General features: G+C 63.2%; 23 protein-coding genes. 10 read left to right on the top strand and 13 right to left on the bottom strand.

Features of this window, described 5'->3' with window-relative positions; translation table 11 throughout:
• Positions 1–99 precede the first annotated feature (99 nt).
• The 4 genes from AC5STB_RS13030 (at position 100) to AC5STB_RS13015 (ending at position 2,963) form a co-directional block, all read left to right on the top strand.
• Positions 100–1,032 (top strand): bifunctional riboflavin kinase/FAD synthetase, encoded by a 933-nt coding sequence (locus AC5STB_RS13030; RefSeq protein WP_495443244.1) that lies wholly within the window; start codon positions 100–102, stop codon positions 1,030–1,032.
• The gene (locus tag AC5STB_RS13025; RefSeq protein ID WP_495443243.1) at positions 1,029–1,511 is read left to right on the top strand and encodes a YcgN family cysteine cluster protein; all 483 of its coding nucleotides are present in this window, start codon (positions 1,029–1,031) and stop codon (positions 1,509–1,511) included. The genes AC5STB_RS13030 and AC5STB_RS13025 overlap by 4 nt, the downstream gene beginning before the upstream one ends.
• A 123-nt stretch (positions 1,512–1,634) precedes the next feature.
• On the top strand, positions 1,635–1,841 hold the full coding sequence (locus AC5STB_RS13020) for a hypothetical protein (protein ID WP_495443242.1): 207 nt from the start codon (positions 1,635–1,637) through the stop codon (positions 1,839–1,841).
• 87 nt (positions 1,842–1,928) lie between these two features.
• On the top strand, positions 1,929–2,963 hold the full coding sequence (locus AC5STB_RS13015; RefSeq protein WP_495443241.1) for a threonine aldolase family protein: 1,035 nt from the start codon (positions 1,929–1,931) through the stop codon (positions 2,961–2,963).
• A gap of 10 nt (positions 2,964–2,973) precedes the next feature.
• On the opposite strand, the gene AC5STB_RS13010 is transcribed toward AC5STB_RS13015, so the two are convergent.
• Positions 2,974–3,819, bottom strand: a complete 846-nt coding sequence (locus AC5STB_RS13010; RefSeq protein ID WP_495443240.1) for a LysR family transcriptional regulator — start codon at positions 3,817–3,819, stop codon at positions 2,974–2,976.
• Positions 3,820–3,918: 99 nt separating this feature from the next.
• Between AC5STB_RS13010 and AC5STB_RS13005 the strand changes: the two genes are divergently transcribed.
• Positions 3,919–4,329, top strand: coding sequence for a hypothetical protein (locus AC5STB_RS13005; RefSeq protein ID WP_495443239.1), 411 nt, complete (start codon positions 3,919–3,921; stop codon positions 4,327–4,329).
• Between the two features lie 15 nt (positions 4,330–4,344).
• Here AC5STB_RS13005 and AC5STB_RS13000 read toward each other — a convergent pair whose 3' ends face one another.
• Positions 4,345–5,145, bottom strand: a complete 801-nt coding sequence (locus tag AC5STB_RS13000; RefSeq protein WP_495443238.1) for an alpha/beta fold hydrolase — start codon at positions 5,143–5,145, stop codon at positions 4,345–4,347.
• A gap of 167 nt (positions 5,146–5,312) precedes the next feature.
• On the opposite strand from AC5STB_RS13000, the gene AC5STB_RS12995 reads away from it, so the two are divergent.
• Complete coding sequence (locus tag AC5STB_RS12995) at positions 5,313–6,335, top strand: ribose-phosphate pyrophosphokinase (RefSeq protein WP_495443237.1); 1,023 nt, start codon at positions 5,313–5,315, stop codon at positions 6,333–6,335.
• Between the two features lie 55 nt (positions 6,336–6,390).
• Here AC5STB_RS12995 and AC5STB_RS12990 read toward each other — a convergent pair whose 3' ends face one another.
• A complete protein-coding gene (locus AC5STB_RS12990; RefSeq protein WP_495443236.1) occupies positions 6,391–7,584 on the bottom strand; it encodes an MFS transporter in 1,194 nt (397 codons plus the stop codon).
• 68 nt (positions 7,585–7,652) lie between these two features.
• On the opposite strand from AC5STB_RS12990, the gene AC5STB_RS12985 reads away from it, so the two are divergent.
• Positions 7,653–8,054, top strand: a complete 402-nt coding sequence (locus AC5STB_RS12985) for a helix-turn-helix domain-containing protein (protein ID WP_495443235.1) — start codon at positions 7,653–7,655, stop codon at positions 8,052–8,054.
• Here AC5STB_RS12985 and AC5STB_RS12980 read toward each other — a convergent pair.
• On the bottom strand, positions 8,051–8,401 hold the full coding sequence (locus tag AC5STB_RS12980) for an H-type lectin domain-containing protein (protein WP_495443234.1): 351 nt from the start codon (positions 8,399–8,401) through the stop codon (positions 8,051–8,053). The genes AC5STB_RS12985 and AC5STB_RS12980 overlap by 4 nt on opposite strands.
• 430 nt (positions 8,402–8,831) lie before the next feature.
• Between AC5STB_RS12980 and nhaC the strand changes: the two genes are divergently transcribed.
• Both nhaC and AC5STB_RS12970 read left to right on the top strand, forming a co-directional pair.
• Positions 8,832–10,262, top strand: a complete 1,431-nt coding sequence (gene nhaC, locus AC5STB_RS12975; protein WP_495443233.1) for a Na+/H+ antiporter NhaC — start codon at positions 8,832–8,834, stop codon at positions 10,260–10,262.
• A gap of 74 nt (positions 10,263–10,336) precedes the next feature.
• A complete protein-coding gene (locus AC5STB_RS12970) occupies positions 10,337–11,359 on the top strand; it encodes a GlxA family transcriptional regulator (RefSeq protein WP_495443232.1) in 1,023 nt (340 codons plus the stop codon).
• Positions 11,360–11,361: 2 nt separating this feature from the next.
• On the opposite strand, the gene AC5STB_RS12965 is transcribed toward AC5STB_RS12970, so the two are convergent.
• From AC5STB_RS12965 to AC5STB_RS12925, 9 genes are all read right to left on the bottom strand, one after another.
• A complete protein-coding gene (locus AC5STB_RS12965) occupies positions 11,362–12,579 on the bottom strand; it encodes a PAS domain-containing protein (RefSeq protein WP_495443231.1) in 1,218 nt (405 codons plus the stop codon).
• 115 nt (positions 12,580–12,694) lie between these two features.
• Positions 12,695–14,284 carry a methyltransferase regulatory domain-containing protein gene (locus AC5STB_RS12960; RefSeq protein ID WP_495443230.1) on the bottom strand — a complete coding sequence of 530 codons (1,590 nt, stop codon included), beginning with the start codon at positions 14,282–14,284 and terminating at the stop codon, positions 12,695–12,697.
• Between the two features lie 385 nt (positions 14,285–14,669).
• Positions 14,670–16,034: a tetratricopeptide repeat protein gene (locus AC5STB_RS12955; RefSeq protein ID WP_495443229.1), complete on the bottom strand. Its 1,365-nt coding sequence runs from the start codon at positions 16,032–16,034 to the stop codon at positions 14,670–14,672.
• 425 nt (positions 16,035–16,459) lie between these two features.
• A complete protein-coding gene (locus AC5STB_RS12950; protein ID WP_495443228.1) occupies positions 16,460–16,873 on the bottom strand; it encodes a F0F1 ATP synthase subunit epsilon in 414 nt (137 codons plus the stop codon).
• A 56-nt stretch (positions 16,874–16,929) separates the two neighbouring features.
• Complete coding sequence (gene atpD / locus AC5STB_RS12945; protein ID WP_495443227.1) at positions 16,930–18,354, bottom strand: F0F1 ATP synthase subunit beta; 1,425 nt, start codon at positions 18,352–18,354, stop codon at positions 16,930–16,932.
• A gap of 21 nt (positions 18,355–18,375) precedes the next feature.
• On the bottom strand, positions 18,376–19,251 hold the full coding sequence (locus AC5STB_RS12940) for a F0F1 ATP synthase subunit gamma (RefSeq protein ID WP_495443226.1): 876 nt from the start codon (positions 19,249–19,251) through the stop codon (positions 18,376–18,378).
• Positions 19,252–19,266: 15 nt separating this feature from the next.
• A complete protein-coding gene (gene atpA, locus AC5STB_RS12935; RefSeq protein ID WP_495443225.1) occupies positions 19,267–20,805 on the bottom strand; it encodes a F0F1 ATP synthase subunit alpha in 1,539 nt (512 codons plus the stop codon).
• Positions 20,806–21,366, bottom strand: coding sequence for a F0F1 ATP synthase subunit delta (locus tag AC5STB_RS12930; protein ID WP_495443224.1), 561 nt, complete (start codon positions 21,364–21,366; stop codon positions 20,806–20,808).
• Positions 21,367–21,740: 374 nt separating this feature from the next.
• Positions 21,741–22,487, bottom strand: a complete 747-nt coding sequence (locus AC5STB_RS12925) for a class I SAM-dependent methyltransferase (RefSeq protein WP_495443223.1) — start codon at positions 22,485–22,487, stop codon at positions 21,741–21,743.
• A 55-nt stretch (positions 22,488–22,542) separates the two neighbouring features.
• Here AC5STB_RS12925 and gloB point away from each other — a divergent pair, with 55 nt between their 5' ends.
• A complete protein-coding gene (gene gloB, locus AC5STB_RS12920) occupies positions 22,543–23,316 on the top strand; it encodes a hydroxyacylglutathione hydrolase (RefSeq protein ID WP_495443222.1) in 774 nt (257 codons plus the stop codon).
• Positions 23,317–23,326: the final 10 nt, after the last annotated feature.

Below are 23,326 nucleotides of genomic sequence, written 5' to 3'. Positions count from 1 at the left end.
ACCAGCCTGAGCAGACACTGGTCCGGAACATGACGCTCTCCCACCCTCCCCCGCCACTGGCCGCTTGAACCGCCGCGCGGGTGCGGGTACGGATGCGCCATGCGTATCGTCAGAGATTATGAATTCGTCGAACACCAGGACCGGGGCGCCACCGTTGCCATCGGCAATTTTGACGGCGTGCATCTGGGCCATCAGTCGGTGATCGAATTGGCCCGCGATGCGGCACCGGACGCGCCGCTGGGGGTGATGACATTCGAGCCGCACCCGCGCGAGTATTTTGCGCCCGATGCGCCGCCGTTCCGGCTGATGCGGGCCGAGACCCGCGCCCACCGGCTGGAGAAGCTGGGGGTGGAGCGGCTTTATGAGCTGAACTTCAACACCGCGCTGTCGAGCCTGACGCCGGAGGAGTTTGCCCGCGACGTGATCGCCGAGGGGCTGGGGCTGGCGCATGTGGTGGTAGGCGCCGATTTCTGTTTCGGCAAGGGCCGCGCGGGCAATGCCGAAGACCTGCAGCGCTTTGGCGAACAGTACGGGTTTGGTGTCACCATTGCGCCCCTGATGGAGTATTCCGAACACGCGGTGTCCTCCACCGCGATCCGCAATGCGCTGAGCGAGGGCCGGCCTGCGGATGCCAAGGAGATGCTGGGCCATTGGCACCGGATCGAGGGCACCGTGATCGGCGGCGAACAGCGCGGGCGGGAGCTGGGTTTCCCGACGGCCAACATGTCGATCGACGGGCTGCACCAGCCGCGGTTCGGCGTCTATGCGGTGCTGGTCGATGTCCTGGACGGGCCGCATGCGGGCAGCTACCGCGGTGCGGCCTCCATCGGGGTGCGGCCGATGTTCGGCGGCGTGGTCCCGAATATCGAAACCTTCGTGTTCGATTTCTCCGGCGATCTCTATGGCGCGACGCTGTCGGTGGGGCTGGTGGCCTTCCTGCGGCCTGAGCTGAAATTCGACGGGCTGGAGGCGCTGATTGCGCAGATGGATGCGGACTGCGCCGAGGCGCGAGACAGACTGGCGGCGTTATGAAACCGGGTAAAGACGTGATTGACCGCTCCGGCCTGGGCACACGCTTCTGGGAGAAGAAGCCGCTGGACAAGATGAGCCAGAAGGAATGGGAAGCGCTGTGCGACGGCTGCGGCAAATGCTGCCTGAACAAGCTGGAGGATGAGGACAGCGGCGAGGTCGCGCTGACGCGGGTGGCCTGCCGCCTGCTGGACGATGCGACCTGCCGCTGCGCCCAGTACCCGATCCGCCATCAGTTCATCCCGGAATGCATCGTGCTGAAGCCGGAGAATCTGGATACCCACGCCTATTGGATGCCGCAAACCTGCGCCTACCGGCTGCTGTGGCAAGGCAAGCCGCTGCCGGACTGGCACCCGCTGCTGACCGGCACGCCGGAGAGCGTGCATGAGGCCGGGGTTTCGGTGCGCGGCTGGACGGTGTCGGAGTTCGAGATCGCCGAGGATGAGTGGGAAGACCACATCATCGAAGAGCCAACCGGCTGAGGCCGGCCGCGCTGCCGGTCTTACAGGACTGTTAAACAGAAATACAATTTCAGGTTGCGTTGCGCTGCGCCCCGCCCCCATGATGAAGGAATCCCAGCGGGTTCCCCATGAGGAGGGCGGCAGATGCCATTCGAGCACGGCACCTATTTCAGCGAGAAAGAAGCCTATAAGGCCAAGGAGTTCCTTTCGACCCAGGGCCTCAGCAGCAAGCAGGCGGCGGAAATCCAGGCCTGGCATCAGTATCATCTGGGGCGGCAGCTGACGGTCTGGGCCAGCCTCGGCACCTGCACCGGCATCGGGCTGGGCTATCTGTTCGCGCAGGTCTTCTGACCCGGCTGCAGCCCGGAACGCCTTGGCATCGGCAGCGGAGTTCCCTACTGCTTAACAATACCTCTGGCAGACCAAGGAATTTCTCTGATGCATTTCGCCTCCGACAACTCCGGCCCGGTGCCGCAGCAGATCCTCGACGCGCTGGCGCGGGCCAACCGGGGCTATGCCATGGGCTATGGCGCCGACGCGGAAATGGTGGAAGTGACAGAGCGGATCCGGGAGATTTTCGAAGCACCCGAGGCGGCAGTTTACCTGGTGGCCACCGGCACCGCAGCCAATGTGCTGGCGCTGTCCACCCTGGCGCAGCCCTGGCAGACGGTGTTCTGCACCAAGCCTGCCCATATCAATATGGATGAGTGCAACGCGCCTGAGTTTTACACCGGCGGTGCCAAGCTGACGCTGGTGACGGAGGCGGACAAGATGACCTCTGAGGGGTTGCGCGCCGCCATCGAGGGCGAGGAGACCCGCGGCGTGCACGGGCCGCAGCGGGGGCCGGTGTCGCTGACACAGGTGACGGAATTCGGCACCGTCTACAGCCTGGCGGAGCTGCAGGCCATCTGCAGCGCGGCCAAGGAATACGGGCTGCCGGTGCATATGGACGGCGCGCGGTTCACCAATGGGCTGGTGTCACTGGGCTGCACGCCCGCTGAGATGACCTGGAAGGCCGGTGTCGATGCGGTGTCGTTCGGCGGCACCAAGAACGGCTGCCTGGGGGTGGAGGCGGTGATCCTGTTCGACCCCAAACACGCGCAGGAGTTCGAGTACCGGCGCAAGCGCGGCGCGCATCTGTTTTCCAAGCACCGCTACCTGTCGGCGCAGATGCTGGCCTATCTGACGGATGATCTGTGGCTGGAAAATGCCCGCGCCGCCAATGCTAAAACCTCGCTGCTGGCTGAGGGGCTGAAGACGGCGGGCGCGCATTTCACCCATCCGGCCGAGGCCAACATGATCTTTGCCGCCCTGCCCCGCGGCAAGCACCAGGAGCTGTTCGCCGCAGGCGCCATCTATCACCTGTGGGACGGGCTGCTGCAGGGGCCGGAGCATGAGATGGTCACCGCCCGGTTCGTCTGCGACTGGTCCCTGCCCGAAGATCAGATCAGCGCTTTTCTCAGCCTGCTTTAGCGGCCTGCCCCTATCGGCCGGCCTGGCAGGCGCTGCAAACCGCCCTGGCGATCCCGGCGGCGAACTGGGTTTTGCGGTGCGCCACGCCCACCTGGCGCTGAACCGGATTGTCCCCGCACAGCGGCAGCACCGTAACACCGTCCTGCGCGCCGGCATGGCCGAGCGGCACCAGCGCAACCCCCAGCCCGGCGGCCACCAGATCCAGAAGCTGGGCATCATGCACCGCTTCGGCCACGATGCCGGCCACGATGCCGGACGGGGCCTCTCCCTGCCCCTGCATCAGCAGCTGGTCCGCACCGGGGCAGTAGGGCCGTGCGATCAAGGGTTCGCCTTCAAGATCCGCCAAACCGATTTCTGCACGCGCGGCCAGAGGATGGCTGCGCGGCAGCGCGGCACCGTAGGTTTCCTGCCACAGCGGCTGAAAGGCGTATCCCCGCGGCACGCAGCCGTCGGAGCAGAACAGAATGTCCGCGCCGTCCCGGCTGCCCGTGAACTGGAACTTCAGCGCGGCATTCTCCCGGCGCAAACCGGTTAAGGCGGCATGAAAGGAAGCCACCAGAACATCCGGCTGGCAATGCACCCGGACCACCTGCGGCGCGCGCCCTGACAGCCGCTGCTCCAGCAGGCTGAGCTGGGCCAGCACCGCGCCGGACTGGCGGTAAAGTTCGTGCCCCAGCGCAGTGGGGGTCAGCCCGTCCCGGCTGCGCCGGAACAAGGCGCCGCCAAAATGCTCCTCTAGCTTTGAAACGGCCGCTGAGACCGAAGGCTGGCTGACGCCGTTCACCCGCGCCGAGGCGCTGAAGGTACCGGTGTCATAAGCGGATTGAAAATATCGGAGCGGGGCGAGATCAATCATAGGGTAATCCTATGCCAAGCATAGCCGTCAAAGCAATTAACTTTACTAAGGCCGCATGGCTACCTGTCTGCGATTGCAGCAGCGCAAAAGGGTGACCCCATGAAAGACACAGCAGCAGCAGCGGCCAAAGCGCCCGTCATCGAGCAGGTTTTGAAACTTTTTGAAGCGGGCGATCCGGCCATTATGGACCTGATTGCGCCCGGCATCGATTTCCGTATCGATCATTACAAGGACGACACGGATATCTCCTGGCAGTCGGCCACCGGGATCGAAGACTTTGCCAAAGTGCTGGCCCGGCTTGGCCAGGAGATTTTTCCGCAAGGCACACTGATCCTGGAAAACGCTTCGCAGGATCTGGGAGACGGCTGGTTTCTGACCCGGTTCCGCCAGCGGTTCCATTATGCCCTGGCCGGAGCGATGGTCGAAAGCGGCACCCTGATCACCACCCATCAGGAGGACGGCAAAATCGATTTCTTCCGCGAGGTGGTCACATCGGTGACGGAGATCTGACACACCGGAGTGCACTCAGGCGGCAGCCGGGTCCGGGCCGCCCTGCCCCCAAAAGCGGCGCAGCAGGGCGGCGGTCTCTGCCGGGTGGGTGATTGGCAGCATATGGGCGGCGCCGGGCACCGCAGTGTGCGCGGCAGCCGCCAGGCGGCGGCAGAGGCTGCGGGCGATGGCGGGAATGACGGCCGGGCTGGCGGCACCTGTCAGGATCTGCACCGGCATCGTGACCGGATCCAGCGCGCCGGGGGAGAGGGTGCCGTTTTCATCGTCATACAGCGTGCGATGGCTGGCAATCACCACCGGCATCGCGCGCATCATCGCGGCGCGGGCGGGTTCCGGCAGGTCGGGCCATTTGACCTCTCCCGTGCCCCACGTGCGGTTGAACAGACGGGTTGCCAGTTCGCGGTCGCCAGATACCCAGGCGGCCTCAGCCGGCTGGCTGGCTTCCTCCAACGCGGCAAAGGCGGCCGGGTCTTCCTCCCGCGCGGCGGCAAACAATACCGGTTCGATCAGGGTCAGGCTGCGCACCAGATCCGGGCGTTCCATCGCCATCCGCAGCGCCACCGTGGCGCCGAAGGAATGGCCCACAAGGTCCAATGGTTCTGTCAGCAGATCCAGCCCCGCCTGCACATTCAAGAGCTGGTAGTTGCCCTGCCCGTCCCAGTCCGGGCTGCGGCCGTGGCTGAGCATGTCGAAAGCGGTGAGGGTTATCTCCTCCGCCATCGCCTCAGCCACGCCGCGCCAGGCGCCCGAATGGGCCAGCGAGCAATGCACCGCCAGTACGGGGCGCGGGCCGTTGCCGAAGCTGCGGTGGCACACTTGGGGTGCGCGGCACGAAGATTGACGAAGGGTTGAGGGGCCTTGCCCTGATGCCACCAAAAGCTGTTTCTCCCGCTTAGAACTATGCGCGAGGGTAAGTGCATGATAAGCGGGGTTCAATATCACGAATCTGACACATTGCCATTGCTGCCTGGGGATAACAGCCAATGCCGACCTTGAACGAACCCAAGCTGATTGCTGGGAACGCCAATCTTCCTCTTGCCCAAGCCATTACCCGCCGTATGAGCATGCACCGCGGTGTCGACCAGGGGCTGGTGGACGCCCGCGTCGAGCGGTTCAATGACGGCGAGATTTTTGTCGAAGTCTATGAGAACGTCCGCGGCGAGGACATGTTCATCATCCAGCCGACCTCGAACCCGGCCAATGACAACCTGATGGAGCTCTTGATCATCGCCGACGCGCTGCGCCGCTCCTCGGCCCAGCGCATCACCGCGGTGATCCCCTATTTCGGCTATGCCCGCCAGGACCGCCGCACCAAGGCGCGCACGCCGATTTCGGCCAAGCTGGTGGCGAACATGCTGACCGGTGCGGGCATCGAGCGGGTGCTGACCATGGACCTGCACGCAGCGCAGATCCAGGGGTTCTTCGACATCCCCGTGGACAACCTTTATGCCTCGCCGATCTTTGCGCTGGATGTGAAGGACCAGTTCAAGGACCGGATGAGCGAGCTGATGGTGGTGTCCCCCGACGTTGGCGGCGTGGCCCGTGCCCGCGAGCTGGCCAAGCGTATCAACGCGCCGTTGTCGATCGTCGACAAGCGCCGCGAGAAGCCGGGTGAAGTGGCCGAGATGACGGTGATCGGCGACGTGAAGGACAAGATCTGCCTGATCGTCGACGACATGTGCGACACCGCCGGCACCCTGTGCAAGGCGGCGCAGGTGCTTTTGGACAACGGCGCCAAGGAAGTGCACGCCTATATCACCCACGGCGTGATGAGCGGCCCGGCGGTGGAGCGGGTTTCCAATTCGGTGATGAAATCGCTGGTGCTGACCGACTCGATCCAGCCGACCGAAGAGGTGAAGAACGCGCCGAACATCCGCATCGTGCCGACCGCGCCGCTGTTCACGCAAGCGATCCTGAACATCTGGCACGGCACTTCTGTGTCGTCGCTGTTTGAGGACAAGACGCTGGTTCCGATCTACGAGAGCCTGTATTCCAACGGCGGCTGAGGCGGCTGCTGTCCGGAAGTTTGAAAGCCCCGCCAACTGGCGGGGCTTTTGCTGTTCAGGCGCTGGCGCGGCGGCGGGGCGGGAAAACCGCTGCGGCAAAGGCGGCAGCGGCCATCAGCGCGACGCCTGCCGCAGCAATACCGAATGTGCCGCCGTAGCCCCACCGCGCAATGGCAGGCGTGGTGAAAAACGGCGACAGGAACTGGCCGCAGAACACCGACGCGGTGAGGATCGCACCGGCGGTGCCGCGCCGTGCGGAAGGCGCCAGGGCCAGGGCCAGGGCGACAAAGCCGGGAGAGACTGTGGCGTAGCCGATGCCGACAGCCATGGCACCCGCCAGCGACAGGGCCGCGCTGCCCTGCTGCGCGAGCACCGCAAAGCCGAGAGCCAGGGCGCTGTAGCCCAGGGCAAAGATGGCAGCGTGCGGCAGTTTTGACTTGAGCCGCCCGTAGAACAGCGCGGTGATGCCGCCGCAAAGCGTCAGCAGGCCCAGCCCTGCCCCGGTCATCAGCGCGCTGTTGAAGCCCTGGGACGCAAAAAAGAACGGCAGCTGGGTCGGCATCATGAAAAACAGCCCGTTGGTCAGCATCTGCAGCGCCGAGACGGCAATCACCAGCGGCAGCCAGGCGGGGTGGCCCGGCGCGCCGGCCTGCCCGGCCCCGCTGCCGCCGCGCCGGGGTTCGGGGGCGTGGCGCCAGACGGCGTAAAGGCACAGGACCGCCAGACCGTAGATCAGGAAGGGCAGCCGCGGCGACAGGGTGGCGGCCAGGCCGGCGGTGCCGATGAACAGCAACCCGCCGAAGTTGCGAGCGGAGATCTGCAGACCGGTCAGCGCCTGGCGGCTGGCACCGGTGAAATAGTCGCCGATCAGCGCGGTCTGTGCGGTCATGATCAACCCGACAGCAATGCCGAGGCCGAACCGGCTGGCGAGCATCATGTGCAGGTCCGGCAGGTAGAAGCCGGCGGTGCCGCACAGCAGGAACAGACAGATGCCTGCCAGCAGAACGCCGCGCCGCCCGGCCCTGTCGGTGAACCAGCCGGCCAGCGGCGCGGTCAGCATCACCCCGAGCGAAGGCGCGGTGACCAGCAGCCGCACCAGAAAGCCCGCATCGGGCACATCTGAAAACTCCTGTTCCAGGCCCGCCAGCGCCGGGCTGATGGTGGCATTGGCCATCACCGTAAGGCTGGCCGCCATCAAAAGCGCAACCGCAGCGGGCTGCCGCCAAAGGGGTAATTCTGTATTGGTCATGCTGGAAATCCTTGTCCAATGCGTGCAAGGCTGGCAACCTGCCAATTGAAGCCGGCTTGAGGTCAAGGATGAAACTTCTGGATATTGGCGAAGTTGCGGAACGCTCTGGCGTGGCGGCCTCGGCCTTGCGCTATTATGAGGATCTGGGGCTGATCACCTCCGCGGGCCGCAAGGGGCTGAGACGGCAGTTCGGGCCGGAGACCCTGCTGCAGCTGTCGCTGATCACGCTGTGCAAAGCGGCGGGATTTTCGCTGCAGGAGATTTCGGCCATGTTCGTCAAGGACGGCCAGCCTGATCTGCCGCGGGATCAGCTGCATGCCCGCGCCGATGCGCTGGAGGCGCAGATCCGCGAGCTGACCGTTTTGAAAGACGCGCTGCGCCATGTGGCGGACTGTCCGGCACCAAGCCATCTGGAATGCCCGAAGTTCCGCAAGCTGTTGCGGGCCGGCAGCCTGAGCGCCCGGGTTTAATCGACATCCCAGTCATCGGCGTGGGGCAGTTCGCCGATCGCCAGCCAGGACACGCGCAGCCGGGCAGCGCGGCTGTCGGCCCAGGTGCGGAAGACAATTTCAAACCCCTCGCAGGTGGTGTTTTCTGCCGCCAGCACCGCCCGGATTGCGGCTGAAGTCTCCATATCCCAGAGCGACACCGACACATGCACTGCCGGCGGGCTGGCAAACGCCGTGGCAAAGGAAACCGCGCGGCGGCGTTCGCGGGGGCCTTTTCCGGTCCACATCTCGCCGCCGGTCTCGAAATCCGAGAACACTTCGGTATCGCCTTGATCGACCCCCGTGCGGGGATTGCGCAGTCTTTTCATTCCTGGCCTCAAACAGTCCGCTTGGCCAAAGGTGGCGCAAGCCGGACACGGATACCAGTGCGGAACCGCACGGCACGCATCAGCCGCTGCAAAAGTATGGGGCATCTGCACCACTGGCGCCGGACCGGCAAACCGGTGAACCACGCCGCCGCCGCCGTGGCGGGTGCCAACCAACACCCACCAGACGTTCGGCGGCGCGGTTGCAATCGGACACGGCAGCCGTGCGATCCCCGATAGGGAATTTTTCCCCAATCAGGCCCACTGCTCCCCCATGTCGCAAAAACTGTGGATTCCGGCGCGCTGGCATCGAGTCCTGAACGCGGTTCTCTGGTCAGAAACTGCATCCGCCTCGCACAGGCGTTCTGACCCAAGGGAGGAGAAACCCGTGTCATCATCTGTTCCAAGAAACATCAGACAACCCGGCCTGGGGATGGCGCTGCTGCCCATCCTGCTGACCCTGCTGGTGCTGGGCATCCAGCTGTTCTATTTCGGGGACTTCACCCCGCATATTCCGCTGGCCATCGGCATTGCCATCACCGCGCTGGTGGGCCTGAAGCTGGGCCATAAGTGGGACAATATCGAAGAAGGCGTGTTCCACGTCATCAACATCTCGCTGCCGTCGGTGTCGATCCTGATCACCGTGGGCATGATTGTCGGCATCTGGATTGCCAGCGGCACCGTGCCGACGCTGATCTATTATGGCCTCAAGATCCTGTCGCCAGAGCTGTTCCTGGCTGCGGGCATGGTGCTGTGCTCCATCGTTTCGGTGTCGCTGGGCACCTCCTGGGGCACCGTGGGCACCGTCGGCCTGGCGCTGATGGGGATCGGTGCGGGTTTTGGCATTCCGATGTACTGGACCGCGGGCGCGGTGGTGTCGGGTGCGTTCTTCGGCGACAAGATCTCGCCGCTGTCTGACACCACCAACCTGGCACCGGCCGTGACCGGCACCAACCTGTTCGACCACATCCGCAACATGCTGCCGACCACGGTGCCGTCGATGCTGATCGCGCTGGTGATCTATCTGGTGGTGGGCTTCACCCTGATCGACACCTCGCAAGTGTCGTTCGAGCGCATCGACGCCATCACCGCGGCGCTGGACAACGCCTTTTGGATCTCGCCGCTGATGCTGCTGCCTGCGCTGCTGGTCATCGGGCTGGCGGTGAAGAAGCAGCCGCCCATTCCGTCGCTGTTTGCCGGTGCTGTCGTCGGCGGCATCATGGCGATGGCGTGCCAGGGCGCGGGCCTGCATGAGACGTTCACCTTTGCCAACAGCGGCTATTCCATCGACACCGGCGTGGCGGAAATCGACCCGCTGCTGAACCGCGGCGGCATCCAGTCGATGATGTGGACCATCTCGCTGGTGCTGCTAGCGCTGGGGTTCGGCGGCGCGCTGGAGCGCACCGGCTGCCTGCAGGCAATCATCGGAGTGATCATTGCGCGGGTGAAGAGCTTTGCCGGCATCCAGACCTCGGCGATCCTGACGTCTGTGGCGACCAATACCGTGGCGGGCGATCCGTACCTGTCGATCGCCCTGCCGGGCCGGATGTATGCGCCGGTTTACCGCGGCATGAAGTATTCGCCGCTGAACCTGTCGCGCGCCATCGAGGAAGGCGGCACGCTGGTGTCGCCGCTGATCCCCTGGAACGCGGGCGGCGCCTTCGTGATCTCGGCGCTGGCGCTGGGGATTGCGGATGGCAATTTCGAGAACCTGCTCTACATCCCGCTGGCCTTTGCCTGCTGGCTGTCGCCGCTGATCGGCATCTTCTATGCGATGACCGGGCTGTTCTCGCCTAAGGCCAGTAGTGACGAGATCGCAGCCTGGGAGGACAGCGGCGAGCCGGTGCAGGAACTGACCGCCTGATCCCTCCTCGCGCGCCGGAGCCTCCCCTCCGGCGCGCGTTTTGATGTGAAACCCCAATCTGTTAGGGTAGCTATATGAACCTCCGCAGCTTTGTCCCGAAGGGTGCGGCCAGTTTCCGGGTCGATTACGACGGGCCGCCCAAAGACATCTACTTCCTGCTTCTGCCGAAGCTGACAATGCTGGCGTTCAGCGCCGCAGTGGAACCCTTGCGGGTGGCCAACCAGGTGACCGGCAAGGAATTGTACCGCTGGTTCCTGCTGAGCGAGGACGGCGCAGCCGTACCCTGCTCCAACGGTATCGGCATCAACACCGACATGGCGCTGGAGGACCTGCCGCGCGGGAGCTTTGCGTTTGTCTGCTCCGGCATCGAGCCGTCGGACAGCGCCAGCCCCAAGGCGCTGGCCTGGATACGGCGCCAGAATGCCCATGGCAACCGTTTCGGCGGCATCTGCACCGGTGCCTTTGCGCTGGCCCAGGCGGGCCTTTTGCAGGGCCAGCGGTTTACCTTGCATTGGGAGAACCAGCCGTCGTTTTCCGAATATTTCCCGGGGCTGGAGCCATCCGCAAATCTCTATGAGATCGACCGCGGGCTGATGACCTGCGGCGGCGGCAATGCGGCCACTGACATGATGCTGGAGATGATCCAGACCGACCATGGCAAGGACCTGGCGGTGATTGTCTCTGACATGTGCATCCACTTCCGCTCCAACAACCGTGAAGCGTTGCAGAAGTCGGCCTATTCCGTTGCCCTTAGCAGCCGCAACCAGCATCTGATCAACGCGATGCAGTTCATGCATGAGACCATCGAGGAGCCGGTGGAGGTCGGCGTGGTGGCGGATCACGCGCAGATTTCGCGGCGCCAGCTGGAGCGGCTGTTCCAGCGCTATGTCGGCACCTCGCCGGTGCAGTTTTACATCGACCTGCGGGTGGGCCGGGCGCTGGCGCTCTTGAATGAGACCAACATGACGGTGGCGGAGATTTCAGCCGCCACCGGCTTCAGCAGCGCAACCCAGCTGTCGATCCGCTTTAAGAAGCGCTACGGGCAGTCGCCCGCGTCCTTCCGCAAGAGCTGGGCGGAGAAGGCCGCGAAGGAGTAAGCTCAGCCCTCGTCGGAGGCGAGCGCGGTGCTGAGTTCGGAGATCTTTTCAAGCCGCGCCGAGATCCGGTCCTGGAACTGGCCCAGCTCATCAATGATGGAGTTCAGCGATTCCCCTACGTTGCCCAGCCGGGCGCATTCGATCTTGCACAGCACCCGGGTGGTGGTCAGCGCCATGAAATGGCGGTGCAGGGTCTGGCAGGCCTTTTGGATGCGGTCGGCCTCGAACCGGACTGCCTGCAGGCTGGCGCGCGCCTTGGTGAACTGGATTTCCGTCAGGTCGCTCAGAATGCCCTGCTCGCGGGAGATATCCGTGGCGGCACTGCCGTCTTCCTGCTCCAGCTGGCGGGCGCATTCGGTGAGGATGCGGGCAAGGCCCTCCACAAAGATGGCGGCGGTCACGGTGCCCTTGATGGCCCGGAAGTTGCTGTCCTTGCCCCAGACGTGCGCCTCGAACCAGCCCGACATGTCCCGCGACATGGCGCTGTAGTTCTGCGACAGCACCGTCACCGGCCCGCCCGCCGGTTCGATGCGCGAGGCGATGACCCGCAGGTTATGGGGGATGGTGCGCATGGATTCGAATTCCTGCACCAGCGCCTCGGTTTCCTCGAACAGCTGCCCGGCGGTTGCATGCATCGCCCGGCGTTCGGCCAGGCGGGCGCAGGGCGGGCGGTTGAGACCTGCATCGCGCGCCAGCAGCTCCTCTGCCAGGGCGTGGCCGGCAAAATCGTCGTAGGTGGCAAAGCCCAGTTCCCGCAGGCGGGCCAGCAGCCGCGCGGCGCTGTCCTCTGGGCTCAGTTCCCCGGCCTGCTCTGCCTGGAGCAGGCTGGCGTATTCCTGCGCCACCGTCCTGAGCAACGGGCTGGTCGGCTTGATCCGGGCGGAAAGATAGCCGCCGTCGCAGGGGGTGACCACGGCAAACACCCAGTAGTAGCTTCCGTCGCTGGCGCGGTTCTTGACATAGGCGCCAACGGTGCCGCCGCCCTTGATCGTCTCCCACAAAAGCTGGAACACCGCGCGCGGCATGTCCGGGTGGCGGATAATCTTGTGCGGTGCCCCCAGCAGGTCTTCCAGCGGGTGTTTGGCGACCCGGCTGAACACGGCATTGCCGGCCTGGATCACACCGCGGCTGTCGGTGCGGGAAAAGAACACTTCATCAAGGGCAAAGGGAGATTCCCTGCCCGTGGTCCGGGCAGCCAGCGTGCGGTCTTCAAAGGACACGTTTCAATTCCTGTCAGTGGTTCGCTCGTGCCTGCCCTGTTTACCGGCCTGAGCTTGCCAAAATGCTAATGCGGGGCGGGCGGCGCATGTTTTCCCGCCCCGGCAGTTGCGCCAGTCAGGCTGCGGAGCTGCGGGCCTGCGGCGGTGCCTGACGGCTGTCCTCCAGGGTCAGACCGAGGCTGTCGCAGAGCGGCAGGCGGCGGGCGGCGAAATTGCCGGCGCGGGCGCGCAGCAGTGCCAGGTTTTCCTCCGCGCTCTCCAGCACCCGCCCCTCGTGCTGCAGGCGCTGGCCCTGCGGCGCCAGAATGCGCCAGACCAGATCCGCCCACTCCGCGGGCGTTTGCAGCCCCTCGCTGCGGGCCAGCAGGAACAGCTGTTCGAAGCGGTCAAGCTCGACCCCGCCGCCGGTGACGGGCGAGGCGAGATAGCGCAGGGCATCGCTGTCCTCGGCCCGCTTGCAGACCGCCAGGTTGAAGGCACGGCAGGCGGCGGTGCGGCGCTCCTGCCCGTCTTGCGGCAGGCAGGGCGCAATGCAGCCGCTGGCGGCCAGCACTGTCAGCATCCGGGTGATGCCTGCCCACTCCAGAGTGCCGAACACGCCCTGGTCCAGCAGGCTGCGCACCGTGGCCGGCCCGTTTGCGAGCGCTTGCAGCACCGGAGCGTATTGCGCCTGCTCCAGCGGCACATCCTGGCCGCGGTGGTGGAACTTGAGAGCGCCGCCGCCATAGGGCCGGGTTAGCGCCAGCGTGGTGGCAAACCAGGCGCCGATTTCGCCGCGCGGCGTATGCGGCAGCTTGCCCTTGACGAAAATGTCGGTGCGGAAATGCTCATTCAGCATCACGTCGCGCAGGCCCTCGCGGCGGACCGGGTCGCTTTCGCTGTCCAAGAGGGCGCGCTGTCCGTCAGTGAACCGCACCTCGTCGAGGTTGTCGAGCAGGCTGGCCGAGGCAGCAAAGCTCAGCTTTGCGGCGGCCAGTTCGGCGGCCAGATCCTCGAAGAAGAAGGGCGTCCAGTCCTTGTTGAAATACTCATGCGCCAGATAATTCGCGGGCATCGATTTCATGTGCTCCAGCCGGTCTGCCGCCGCCGGGTTGCTGCCGAAAAAGCCCGCACCGGTTGCCGCCAGCTGGCCGGCGAACTCCATCGCGGCGCTGATCCGGTCCGGCAGCGGGCCGCTGCCCTGCTCCACCCGGCTGGTGAGGATTCGGCGCAGCGGCATGGCGGCCGCCCAGCCGGGCTGGGTGTTGCAGCTGACATAGACCAGCCCGCCTGGTTTCAGCCGGTCTGCGATAAAGCGCAGAATGTGCTGGCGGTTCTCCTGCGACACCCAGCTGTAGACGCCGTGCAGCGCGATGATGTCGAAAGACGCAGGCAGGCCGGACGTATCGCCGAAATCCTCGAAGCTGCGTTCGTGGAAGTGCATGTTTTCCAGCGCCGCCTCCTGCGCCAGCTCGCGGGCGCCGGCAATGTGCGAGGGGCTGAAGTCCATCGCGTGAAACTCGATATGCGGGTTGGCCGCCGCCAGCAGGTTGGCGGAGAAGCCTTGGCCGCAGCCTAGTTCGCAATAGGTGAGGTGTTCGCCGTCCAGCCCGTGCCGGTGGCCCTGGGCGGTTGCCGCGAAGCCCAGCAGCGAGGGTGTCAGCTGGCGGTGGAAGTCGAAGGTGTAGTCGATGCCGGCGACATAGCCGGAGGTCCAATCGGTCACGGAGAATCCTGCTGTTTGGGTAAACGTCATGCAGGGCAATTTCGGAAAATTTGGTGAGAATTGGGTTAAGGGCGGAGGGATTGGTACAGGGAAGGCGTGAATACAGGCGGCAAAGCCTGACTGCACCGCCGTTGTGCCGCGCACTTCTAGACCTGCAAAGGTCAGGTCTGAGCCCTGATCAGCCGTTGCCATCTTACCAAACGCTGCAGGTGCAGTGGGTCGGTGTCAGCCCGGAGATCCCACACCTACGTGGAAAAGTCGTCATTCGTTGCGTCACACACCAACGGAAAAAGCGCACATGTGGCCTCGGCTGTTTGAAGCAGCCGACTTGACAGAGCTGTCGTTTAGGTTGTTGGTGCTGATGGCTGCCCCTCCCGTATCGTGTTCAGTTCAGACAGTTAGGGTCAGCGGCGCAGGCGGCTAATCCGTCCAGGAGGGCATTGTCGCTCTCTCCGTCGGGCCAATCACTGTAGTAGCCGACTGATTGCAGGCGCAATTGCCACAAGGAAACATCCATTGCGCGTTCTTTTGCCAAGGCATTCCGCCATGCAGTCAGAGCAGCTCTGGCATTGCCGAGACGGTTGTGTGAATTGCCAAGCCTTGCGTGCATTTGATCAATCATCGCACCCCACTCTTTGGCTTTATCCTCCTGAGTGGCAACCGCTGCGAAGAAATCAGAGATCGATGTGATAGCAGCTGCATCATTTCCCAAGTCATAGTAGATTTTTGCCCTGCCTGCATGGGCGAAAACGTTATTCGGGTCCGATGCAAGAACCGCTTCATACTCAGCAAGGGCGCGGGCTGTTTCACCCACCTTCGCAAAATTTCCGGCCAAAAGCGTTCCAAAGGCTGGACCTGTAATCTTGCGGCCTTCCGGAGTGCTCAGTCTTGCGTTCCTCAGGTGCCGCTCCTCGGCTTCAGATTCCGCGCGATCCAACCCGCGGCGCGCATATTTATAGTCCGATTTGATCGCCAACGCCTGCTCAAAGGCGTCAATAGCTTCGGGGTAGCTATCCAAGCGCAACATAACATATCCTAAGAGTGCAAGGGCGCGACGATTTTTTGGATCGCGTGTCAGCATATGGCGCAGATCAACTTCTGCGTGGTAGGGCAATTTAAGGTGCCGGTAGTAGAGCCAGGCGCGTTCCCGACGCGCCCGCGCATTATCGCCATCATGAATGATGATCCTGGAAAAAGCCTCTAGCGCCAAGTCATATTCGCCTAACTCTTCCAGACTACGTCCACGAAATAACTGCACGCGTAAGTTATCCGGATCGGACTTCAAAGCGATTTCGGTATCCGCGAGTGCCTCATCGTAGCGCTCTAGCAAAAAATAGGCTTCAGCACGATTTTCGCGGAGGTCGAGGGCGTCTGGCTTAACATCCAAACCCCTGTTTAGGTATTGAAGTGCAGTTCCCGGATCATCCTTGTTTAAGTAAATCACACCAAGGTTGTTGAGTGGAGCCTTCCAATCAGGCCAAATTTGAAGAGCAGCGAGATAATCAGCCTCAGCCTGTGACGGATTATTTGGCTCTACTCTATATGCACGGCGGAATAATGCCTTTGCACGATTTTCATTTCCTATATCATCGCGCTCCAACAGTGCAGTGCAAATGGCGACAATCTGAGCCTCTGACTTGTCCTTGGATTGACATGCCCTTAGTTCGGCATTCACACCAAACTGTCCTGAGGAATAGATAAAGGCAGCAGTAATAATCACTGCGATGGAGATTAATCTTATTTTGGTCATAAAATGTCACATGTAAGAATAGCAGCAAGTATTGTAATATACCACAACAATAGCGGTCAAAATACGGCGCTAGATCGTCGTTTCTGCGAAGTTTCCATTCCGCGCTTCTCAGGCCTGCATTGGGGCAAACCGACCGCTCGTTTGAAGGGTCACCAAAGTCGGCACAGGGCCGCTCGTTACGCTTTGCAAGAGTTACTCTTTGCGCAAAGCGGACGCTCTACGTTGCCCAGGCTGCACCCGCAGCGAATGTCAGCAAAGTCCCGCTAATTGCCCCAGGTTCTCCGCTCTTATTGACAAGGAATGGAACAAGGCCCCCTGTAAAGGTCAGCCAACCGCCCCTGCCCTCCTTCCCGCCCCGTTTGCTCCCAACAAAAAACCGGCCCCCAACGGGAGCCGGTTTCTAAATCGTCCAATCCGCGTCTGGATCAGAGGGACATATGGGTGCCCAGGGCTTCCATGTCGGCGAGCAGCTTGGCTGCGTCCTCGACCAGGCCGTGCGGCTGGTCTTCCTCTTTCGCGGTCTTGTACATCTCGCGGGCTTCCTCGATCAGGTCGTTCATCTGATCGCGGGTCATCTCGGCCATCGGGATCGCGCGTTCGGCCAGAACCGACAGGCTGTCGCCTGCGATTTCGGCAAAACCGCCGGTCACCAGATATTCCGAGTTGCCTTCCGGGCTTTCGACCTTCAGCACGCCGGGGCGCAGGGTGGTGATGGTCGGCGAATGCTGAGGCATCGCCGTCATATCACCCTCGGCTCCGGGGATCTGAACCGCGCTGGCCTGCAGCGACGCCAGGGCGCGCTCGGGGCTGACGAGGTCGAATTGCATCGTTTGTGCCATTGGGGCCTCCTTTCAGGGTTCCCCCGCACCGCGAAGGCGCGGGGGAAAATCCGTTCTTAGGCGGCTTCCGCAGCCATCTTCTCGGCTTTGGCGATCACTTCGTCGATGCCGCCAACCATGTAGAAGGCGCCTTCGGGCAGGTGGTCGTATTCGCCGGCCACAACAGCCTTGAACGACGCGATGGTGTCTTCCAGCGGAACCTGGACACCGTCGGAGCCGGTGAAGACCTTCGCAACGTCGAACGGCTGGGACAGGAAACGCTGGATCTTACGCGCACGCGCAACGGTCAGCTTGTCCTCTTCCGACAGTTCGTCCATGCCGAGGATCGCGATGATGTCCTGCAGCGACTTGTAGCGCTGGAGGATCTGCTGAACGTCGGACGCCACTGCGTAGTGCTCTTCGCCAACGATCTGCGGGTCCATCAGGCGCGAGGAGCTGTCGAGCGGGTCCACAGCGGGGTAGATGCCGAGCTCGGAGATCGCGCGGTTAAGAACGGTGGTCGCGTCCAAGTGGGCAAAGGTGGTTGCCGGTGCCGGGTCGGTAAGGTCGTCCGCGGGAACGTAGACGGCCTGGATCGAGGTGATCGAGCCGTTCTTGGTGGAGGTGATGCGTTCCTGCATCGCGCCCATGTCGGTTGCCAGGGTCGGCTGGTAGCCCACAGCCGAAGGAATACGGCCCAGAAGCGCCGACACCTCGGAACCCGCCTGGGTAAAGCGGAAGATGTTGTCCACGAAGAACAGAACGTCGGTGCCGGACTGGTCGCGGAACTGTTCGGCCAGGGTCAGGCCGGTCAGCGCAACGCGGGCACGGGCCCCCGGAGGTTCGTTCATCTGACCGTAAACCAGGGCCACCTGGGAATCTTCCAGGTTGTCCGGCTTGATCACGTTGGATTCGATCATTTCCCAGTAAAGGTCGTTGCCTTCACGGGTCCGCTCGCCAACACCGGCGAACACGGAATAGCCCGAGTGCACCTTGGCGATGTTGTTGATCAGTTCCATGATGAGAACAGTCTTGCCCACGCCGGCGCCGCCGAACAGGCCGATCTTGCCGCCTTTGGAGTAAGGCGCCAGCAGGTCGATCACCTTGATGCCGGTCACGAGGACTTCGGACTCGGTGGACTGGTCGCTGAATTCCGGTGCCGGCTGGTGGATCGCGCGGGTCTCGGTTGCGTTCACCGGGCCCTTTTCGTCCACGGGCTCACCCACGACGTTGAGGATGCGGCCCAGGGTCGCGTTGCCGACCGGGATCGAGATCGGCGCGCCGGTGTCTTCGACGGCCTGACCGCGGACCAGGCCCTCGGTCGCGTCCATCGCGATGCAGCGGACGGAGTTTTCGCCGAGGTGCTGGGACACTTCCAGAACCAGTTTTTTGCCGTCGTTCTCAGTGTTCAGTGCGTTCAGAATTGCGGGCAGGTGGTCGTCAAACTGGACGTCCACAACGGCGCCGATGATCTGAGTCACCTTGCCTTTTGCTTGTGCCATTTGTTGGTCTCCGGTTGTCTCTTAGAGCGCCTCAGCGCCCGAAATGATTTCAATCAGCTCGTTGGTGATCACGGCCTGGCGGGAGCGGTTGAACTCGATGGTCAGCTTGTCGATCATATCGCCCGCGTTGCGGGTTGCGTTGTCCATTGCGCTCATCCGGGCACCCTGTTCGGATGCGCCGTTTTCCAGCAGGCCAGAGAAGATCTGGGTCGCCACGCCGCGCGGCAGCAGGTCCGCAAGGATCTGCTCTTCGCCGGGTTCGTAGTCGTAGACGGCGCCAGAGCTTTCGCCTTCCTCGGCTTCGAAGGAAGCCGGGATGATCTGCTGCGCGGTCGGGATCTGGGTCACGACGTTGACGAACTCCGAGTAGAAGATCGTGGCGACGTCGAATTCACCAGCATCGAACCGGGTCAGGATGTCCTTGGCGATCTCCTGCGCATTGGCATAGCCGATCCGCTTGAACTCGCTGAGGTCCACATGGCCGACGAAATCACTGCCGAGGTCGCGTTTCAGGGCATCGCGGCCCTTTTTGCCGACGGTCAGGATCTTGACCGTCTTGCCCGCGCCCTTCAGCTCGGCCGCCTTCTGGCGGGCGAGCTTGGCAATGTTCGAGTTGAAGCCGCCGCACAGACCGCGCTCAGCGGTCATAACGACGAGCAGATGGGTCTGGTCGCTGCCGGTGCCGCGAAGCAGCTTGGGAGCTGACTCGCTGCCGCCGACCGAGGCCGCCAGCCCCGCCATCACGGCATTGAACCGCTTGGCGTAGGGACGGGAGTCCTCGGCAGCTTCCTGGGCGCGGCGAAGTTTCGCCGCGGCCACCATTTGCATGGCTTTGGTGATCTTGCGGGTCGATTTGACCGACTCGATCCTGTTTTTAAGGTCCTTGAGAGAAGGCATGTCCCGTCTCTCTCCTTATGCGAAGGTTGCGGCGTATTCGTCGATCGCTGCCTTGAGTTTGTCAGCGGCGTCGCCCTTGATCTTGGGATCTTCGTTGGTGATCCAGTCCAGGGTCTCCTTGCCTTTGCCGCGCATATGCGCCAGCAGGCCTGCTTCCCAGCGGCCGACATCCTTGAGGGCGATCTTGTCGAGGTAGCCGTTGGTGCCGGCGAAGATGACGCAGACGATTTCCGCGTTGGTCAGCGGCGAGTACTGCGGCTGCTTCATCAGCTCGGTCAGGCGCGCACCGCGGTTCAGCAGCTGCTGGGTGGCAGCGTCGAGGTCGGAGCCGAACTGGGCGAAGGCCGCCATTTCGCGGTACTGGGCCAGCGACAGTTTCACCGGGCCGGCAACGGTTTTCATCGCGTTGGTCTGAGCCGAGGAGCCCACACGCGAAACCGACAGACCGGTGTTCACGGCCGGGCGGATGCCCTGGTAGAACAGTTCGGTTTCCAGGAAGATCTGGCCGTCGGTGATCGAAATCACGTTGGTCGGAATAAACGCGGACACGTCGCCGCCCTGGGTTTCGATAACCGGCAGAGCGGTCAGCGAGCCGGCGCCGAAGTCTTCGTTCAGCTTTGCCGAACGCTCCAGCAGGCGGGAGTGCAGGTAGAAAACGTCGCCCGGGTAAGCTTCACGTCCCGGCGGACGGCGCAGCAGCAGGGACATCTGGCGGTAAGCCACGGCCTGCTTGGAGAGGTCATCATAGATGATCAGCGCGTGCTTGCCATTGTCGCGGAAGTACTCGGCCATCGCGGTTGCGGCATAGGGCGCCAGGAACTGCAGCGGCGCCGGGTCGGACGCGGTTGCGGCCACAACGATGGAGTATTCCATCGCGCCGGTTTCTTCCAGCTTCTTCACCAGCTGCGCCACGGTGGAACGCTTCTGGCCGACCGCGACGTAGACGCAGTACAGTTTCTTGGACTCGTCTTCGCCGGCGGCGTCGTTGTAGACCTTCTGGTTCAGGATGGTGTCCAGAGCCACGGCGGTCTTGCCGGTCTGACGGTCGCCAATGATCAGCTCGCGCTGGCCGCGGCCGATCGGGATCATCGCGTCAACCGACTTGAGGCCGGTCGCCATCGGCTCGTGCACCGATTTACGCGGGATAATGCCCGGCGCTTTGACGTCTGCCACTTTGCGCTCAGCAGCGTTGATCGGGCCCTTGCCGTCCAGCGGGTTGCCCAGACCGTCGACAACGCGGCCCAGCAGCTCGGGGCCAGCCGGAACGTCCACGATCGAGTTGGTGCGCTTGACGGTGTCGCCTTCTTTAATGTCGCGGTCGGAGCCGAAGATCACGATACCGACGTTGTCGGCTTCCAGGTTCAGCGCCATGCCCATGATGCCGCCCGGGAATTCGACCATTTCACCGGCCTGAACGTTGTCGAGGCCGTAAACGCGGGCAATACCGTCACCAACGGACAGCACGCGGCCGATTTCTGCCACCTCGGCTTCTTGACCAAAATTCTTGATCTGGTCTTTCAGGATCGCAGAAATCTCTGCTGCTTGGATACCCATTTATCCGACCTCTTTCATTGCATTCTGTAGGGAGTTGAGCTTGGAGCGGATCGAGCTGTCGATCATCTTCGAGCCCACTTTAACGACAAGACCGCCGATGATGGAGGCATCGACGGAAGCATTGATGGTAACTTTCTTGCCCACGCGCTCGGCCAGGGTCTTGGCCAGCTTTTCGCTCTGGGTCTTGGTCAGCGCCTTGGCGGACACCACCTCTGCGGTGATCTCGCCGCGGGCTTCGGCCAGGCGGTCGCGCAGCGCGCTGATCAGCGCGGGCACCACAAACAGGCGGCGCTTGTCGGCCATCAGAGCAAGGGTATTGCGCAGCACGGGGTCCAGGCCCATCTTGTCTGCCACCGCAGTGATTGCGGCGCCCTGCTCATCGCGCGACACCAGCGGCGACTGGATCAGGCTGTTGAGATCGTCGCTGTCAGCCAGCGCGGCTGCCAGGTCATTAATGCTGGTTTCAAGGCTGTCGAGCGCCTTGTTCTCTTCCGCGATGTCGAACACCGCCGTGGCATAGCGCGCGGCAATGCCTGCAGAAATCGAAGCTGGTTCGGACACGTCCACCCTTCCGATATGTTTTTGGCCCCGGTTGGCATACCTGGCCTCAGGCGGCGTCCGGGGGCGTGAGTCATCCCCCATTGGCAGCGGGGCGTTGAAATCAGCGTGGGTCTAGCAGAGCGGATGCGACCTATCAACTGCCTATAACGGTAACAGATGAAAGCATGTTTCCTGCGATTTCAATGGCTTGCCGCAAGTGCGGCCCTTTGACCACAGTCGATAAATAAAAAAGTGCGGGTAAACTGCAGGATTTTGCGATTCCGGAAAGCGGCGTTTGCACCAAAAAACGTCACACAAGGGTGCAAAACCACCTGAACGGGCAGTTCCGGTCATTTTCGGGAATCGAAATCCGGCACCTGCGCCCGCCTCCCGCGTCAGGCCGGTTCCGGCATCGGGTTGGACAGGCCTTCCAGCACCCGGATGCGGCTGGGCGTCTTGGTGCGGATCATGTGGCCCTTTTGGGGATAGGTCTGCTTGCTGACCTCGACCATGAACACCCCGCCGGCCAGCATCGCGGGCAGTTTGCGGCCCATCTTCTCCAGCATGGCGCCGGATTTCAGCCAGAACCGCCTGTGGCTGGGCAGCCGGTAGAGCGCCGCGGTGTGCTGCTCAATGGCGAACTGATGCTCGCGCAGCTGGCCCTCCAGCTGGCGCAGCGTGTAGGGGCGGCCGTAGCCGAACGGCGTCAGGTCCGAGCGCGCCCAGAACCCGGCCCGGTTCGGCACGATGAAAATCGCCCGCCCCCCCGGTCCCAGCGCCCGCCAGCATTCCTCCAGCAGCTTGCTGGGCCGTTCCGAGGTCTCCAGCCCGTGCATCACCACCAGCCGGTCGGCCCGCCCGGTGTCGATGGGCCAGCTGGTTTCCTCGCACAGGACCGACACGTTGGGCATCCCTGCGGGCCACTGCATCACCCCCTGCGGCCCCGGCATCAGCGCTATAACCCGGCGTGCCTCCGGCAGATAGGGACGCAAGAGCGGCGCCGAGAAGCCGAACCCCGCCACGGTCTGCCCGCTGGCCTCTGGCCACAGCTCCAGCAGGCGGCCGCGGATCGAGGCCTGCGCCGCACGCCCCAGGGTGCTGCGGTAGTAGAAATTCCTGAGATCCTGAACATCAAGATGCATTGCGGGCGCCTGCTGCTTCGGCCAATCTGGGCGCAGTTTAGCAATGTAAAGGCGAATGACCATGCCTGTTGAAATCATCACCCTGCCCTGCCTGTCGGATAACTATGCTTTTTTGATCCATAATCCCGGCTCCGGGGAAACCGCGCTGGTGGACGCGCCCGAGGCCGCCGCCATCAAAACCGCGCTGGAGGCGCGCGGCTGGGGGCTGGACTGGATCCTGCTGACCCACCACCACTGGGACCATGTGGACGGGGTGGCAGAGCTGCAGGCGGCCTATGGCGCCAAGGTGATCGGCGCAAAGGCGGATGCGCACCGGCTGCCGCCGCTGGACATGGCCGTGGAGGACGGCGGCACCTTTACCCTGATGGGCGAAGAGGTGCAGGTGACGGATGTTTCGGGCCACACGGTGGGCCATATCGCCTTTTACCTGCCGGGCGCGGCGGCGGTTTTCACCGCCGACAGCCTGATGGCGCTGGGATGCGGGCGGCTGTTTGAGGGCACGCCGCAGCAAATGTGGGCCAGCCTGTCGCAACTTGCCGCGCTGCCGCCGCAAACTATGGTTTATTCTGGACATGAATACACCCAGACTAACGGTGCTTTTGCGGTCACCGTCGACCCCGGCAACCCGGCGTTGCAGGCGCGGGTACGCGATATCGCAACGGCCCGGGACAACGGCAAACCGACGGTGCCGTCCTCCTTGCAATTGGAACTTGACACCAATCCGTTCCTGCGCGCCGGTGACAGTGCCGTGAGAGCATGCCTGGGCATGCAAGACGCTGAAGATTCAGAGGTTTTTGCCGAAATCCGCAGCCGAAAGGACAATTTTTGAGCAAATCGGG

It is taken from the genome of Leisingera sp. CC-HEC093 (genome assembly GCF_059429195.1).
This window is presented reverse-complemented; position numbering and strand designations above follow the sequence as displayed.

Coding starts and splice junctions, on each gene's coding strand:
- AC5STB_RS13030 (WP_495443244.1), top strand. CDS start 100: ATGCGTATCGTCAGAGATTATGAATTCGTCGAACACCAGGACCGGGGC.
- AC5STB_RS13025 (WP_495443243.1), top strand. CDS start 1,029: ATGAAACCGGGTAAAGACGTGATTGACCGCTCCGGCCTGGGCACACGC.
- AC5STB_RS13020 (WP_495443242.1), top strand. CDS start 1,635: ATGCCATTCGAGCACGGCACCTATTTCAGCGAGAAAGAAGCCTATAAG.
- AC5STB_RS13015 (WP_495443241.1), top strand. CDS start 1,929: ATGCATTTCGCCTCCGACAACTCCGGCCCGGTGCCGCAGCAGATCCTC.
- AC5STB_RS13010 (WP_495443240.1), bottom strand. CDS start 3,819: ATGATTGATCTCGCCCCGCTCCGATATTTTCAATCCGCTTATGACACC.
- AC5STB_RS13005 (WP_495443239.1), top strand. CDS start 3,919: ATGAAAGACACAGCAGCAGCAGCGGCCAAAGCGCCCGTCATCGAGCAG.
- AC5STB_RS12995 (WP_495443237.1), top strand. CDS start 5,313: ATGCCGACCTTGAACGAACCCAAGCTGATTGCTGGGAACGCCAATCTT.
- AC5STB_RS12990 (WP_495443236.1), bottom strand. CDS start 7,584: ATGACCAATACAGAATTACCCCTTTGGCGGCAGCCCGCTGCGGTTGCG.
- AC5STB_RS12985 (WP_495443235.1), top strand. CDS start 7,653: ATGAAACTTCTGGATATTGGCGAAGTTGCGGAACGCTCTGGCGTGGCG.
- AC5STB_RS12980 (WP_495443234.1), bottom strand. CDS start 8,401: ATGAAAAGACTGCGCAATCCCCGCACGGGGGTCGATCAAGGCGATACC.
- nhaC (WP_495443233.1), top strand. CDS start 8,832: ATGGCGCTGCTGCCCATCCTGCTGACCCTGCTGGTGCTGGGCATCCAG.
- AC5STB_RS12970 (WP_495443232.1), top strand. CDS start 10,337: ATGAACCTCCGCAGCTTTGTCCCGAAGGGTGCGGCCAGTTTCCGGGTC.
- AC5STB_RS12955 (WP_495443229.1), bottom strand. CDS start 16,034: ATGACCAAAATAAGATTAATCTCCATCGCAGTGATTATTACTGCTGCC.
- AC5STB_RS12950 (WP_495443228.1), bottom strand. CDS start 16,873: ATGGCACAAACGATGCAATTCGACCTCGTCAGCCCCGAGCGCGCCCTG.
- atpD (WP_495443227.1), bottom strand. CDS start 18,354: ATGGCACAAGCAAAAGGCAAGGTGACTCAGATCATCGGCGCCGTTGTG.
- AC5STB_RS12940 (WP_495443226.1), bottom strand. CDS start 19,251: ATGCCTTCTCTCAAGGACCTTAAAAACAGGATCGAGTCGGTCAAATCG.
- atpA (WP_495443225.1), bottom strand. CDS start 20,805: ATGGGTATCCAAGCAGCAGAGATTTCTGCGATCCTGAAAGACCAGATC.
- AC5STB_RS12925 (WP_495443223.1), bottom strand. CDS start 22,487: ATGCATCTTGATGTTCAGGATCTCAGGAATTTCTACTACCGCAGCACC.
- gloB (WP_495443222.1), top strand. CDS start 22,543: ATGACCATGCCTGTTGAAATCATCACCCTGCCCTGCCTGTCGGATAAC.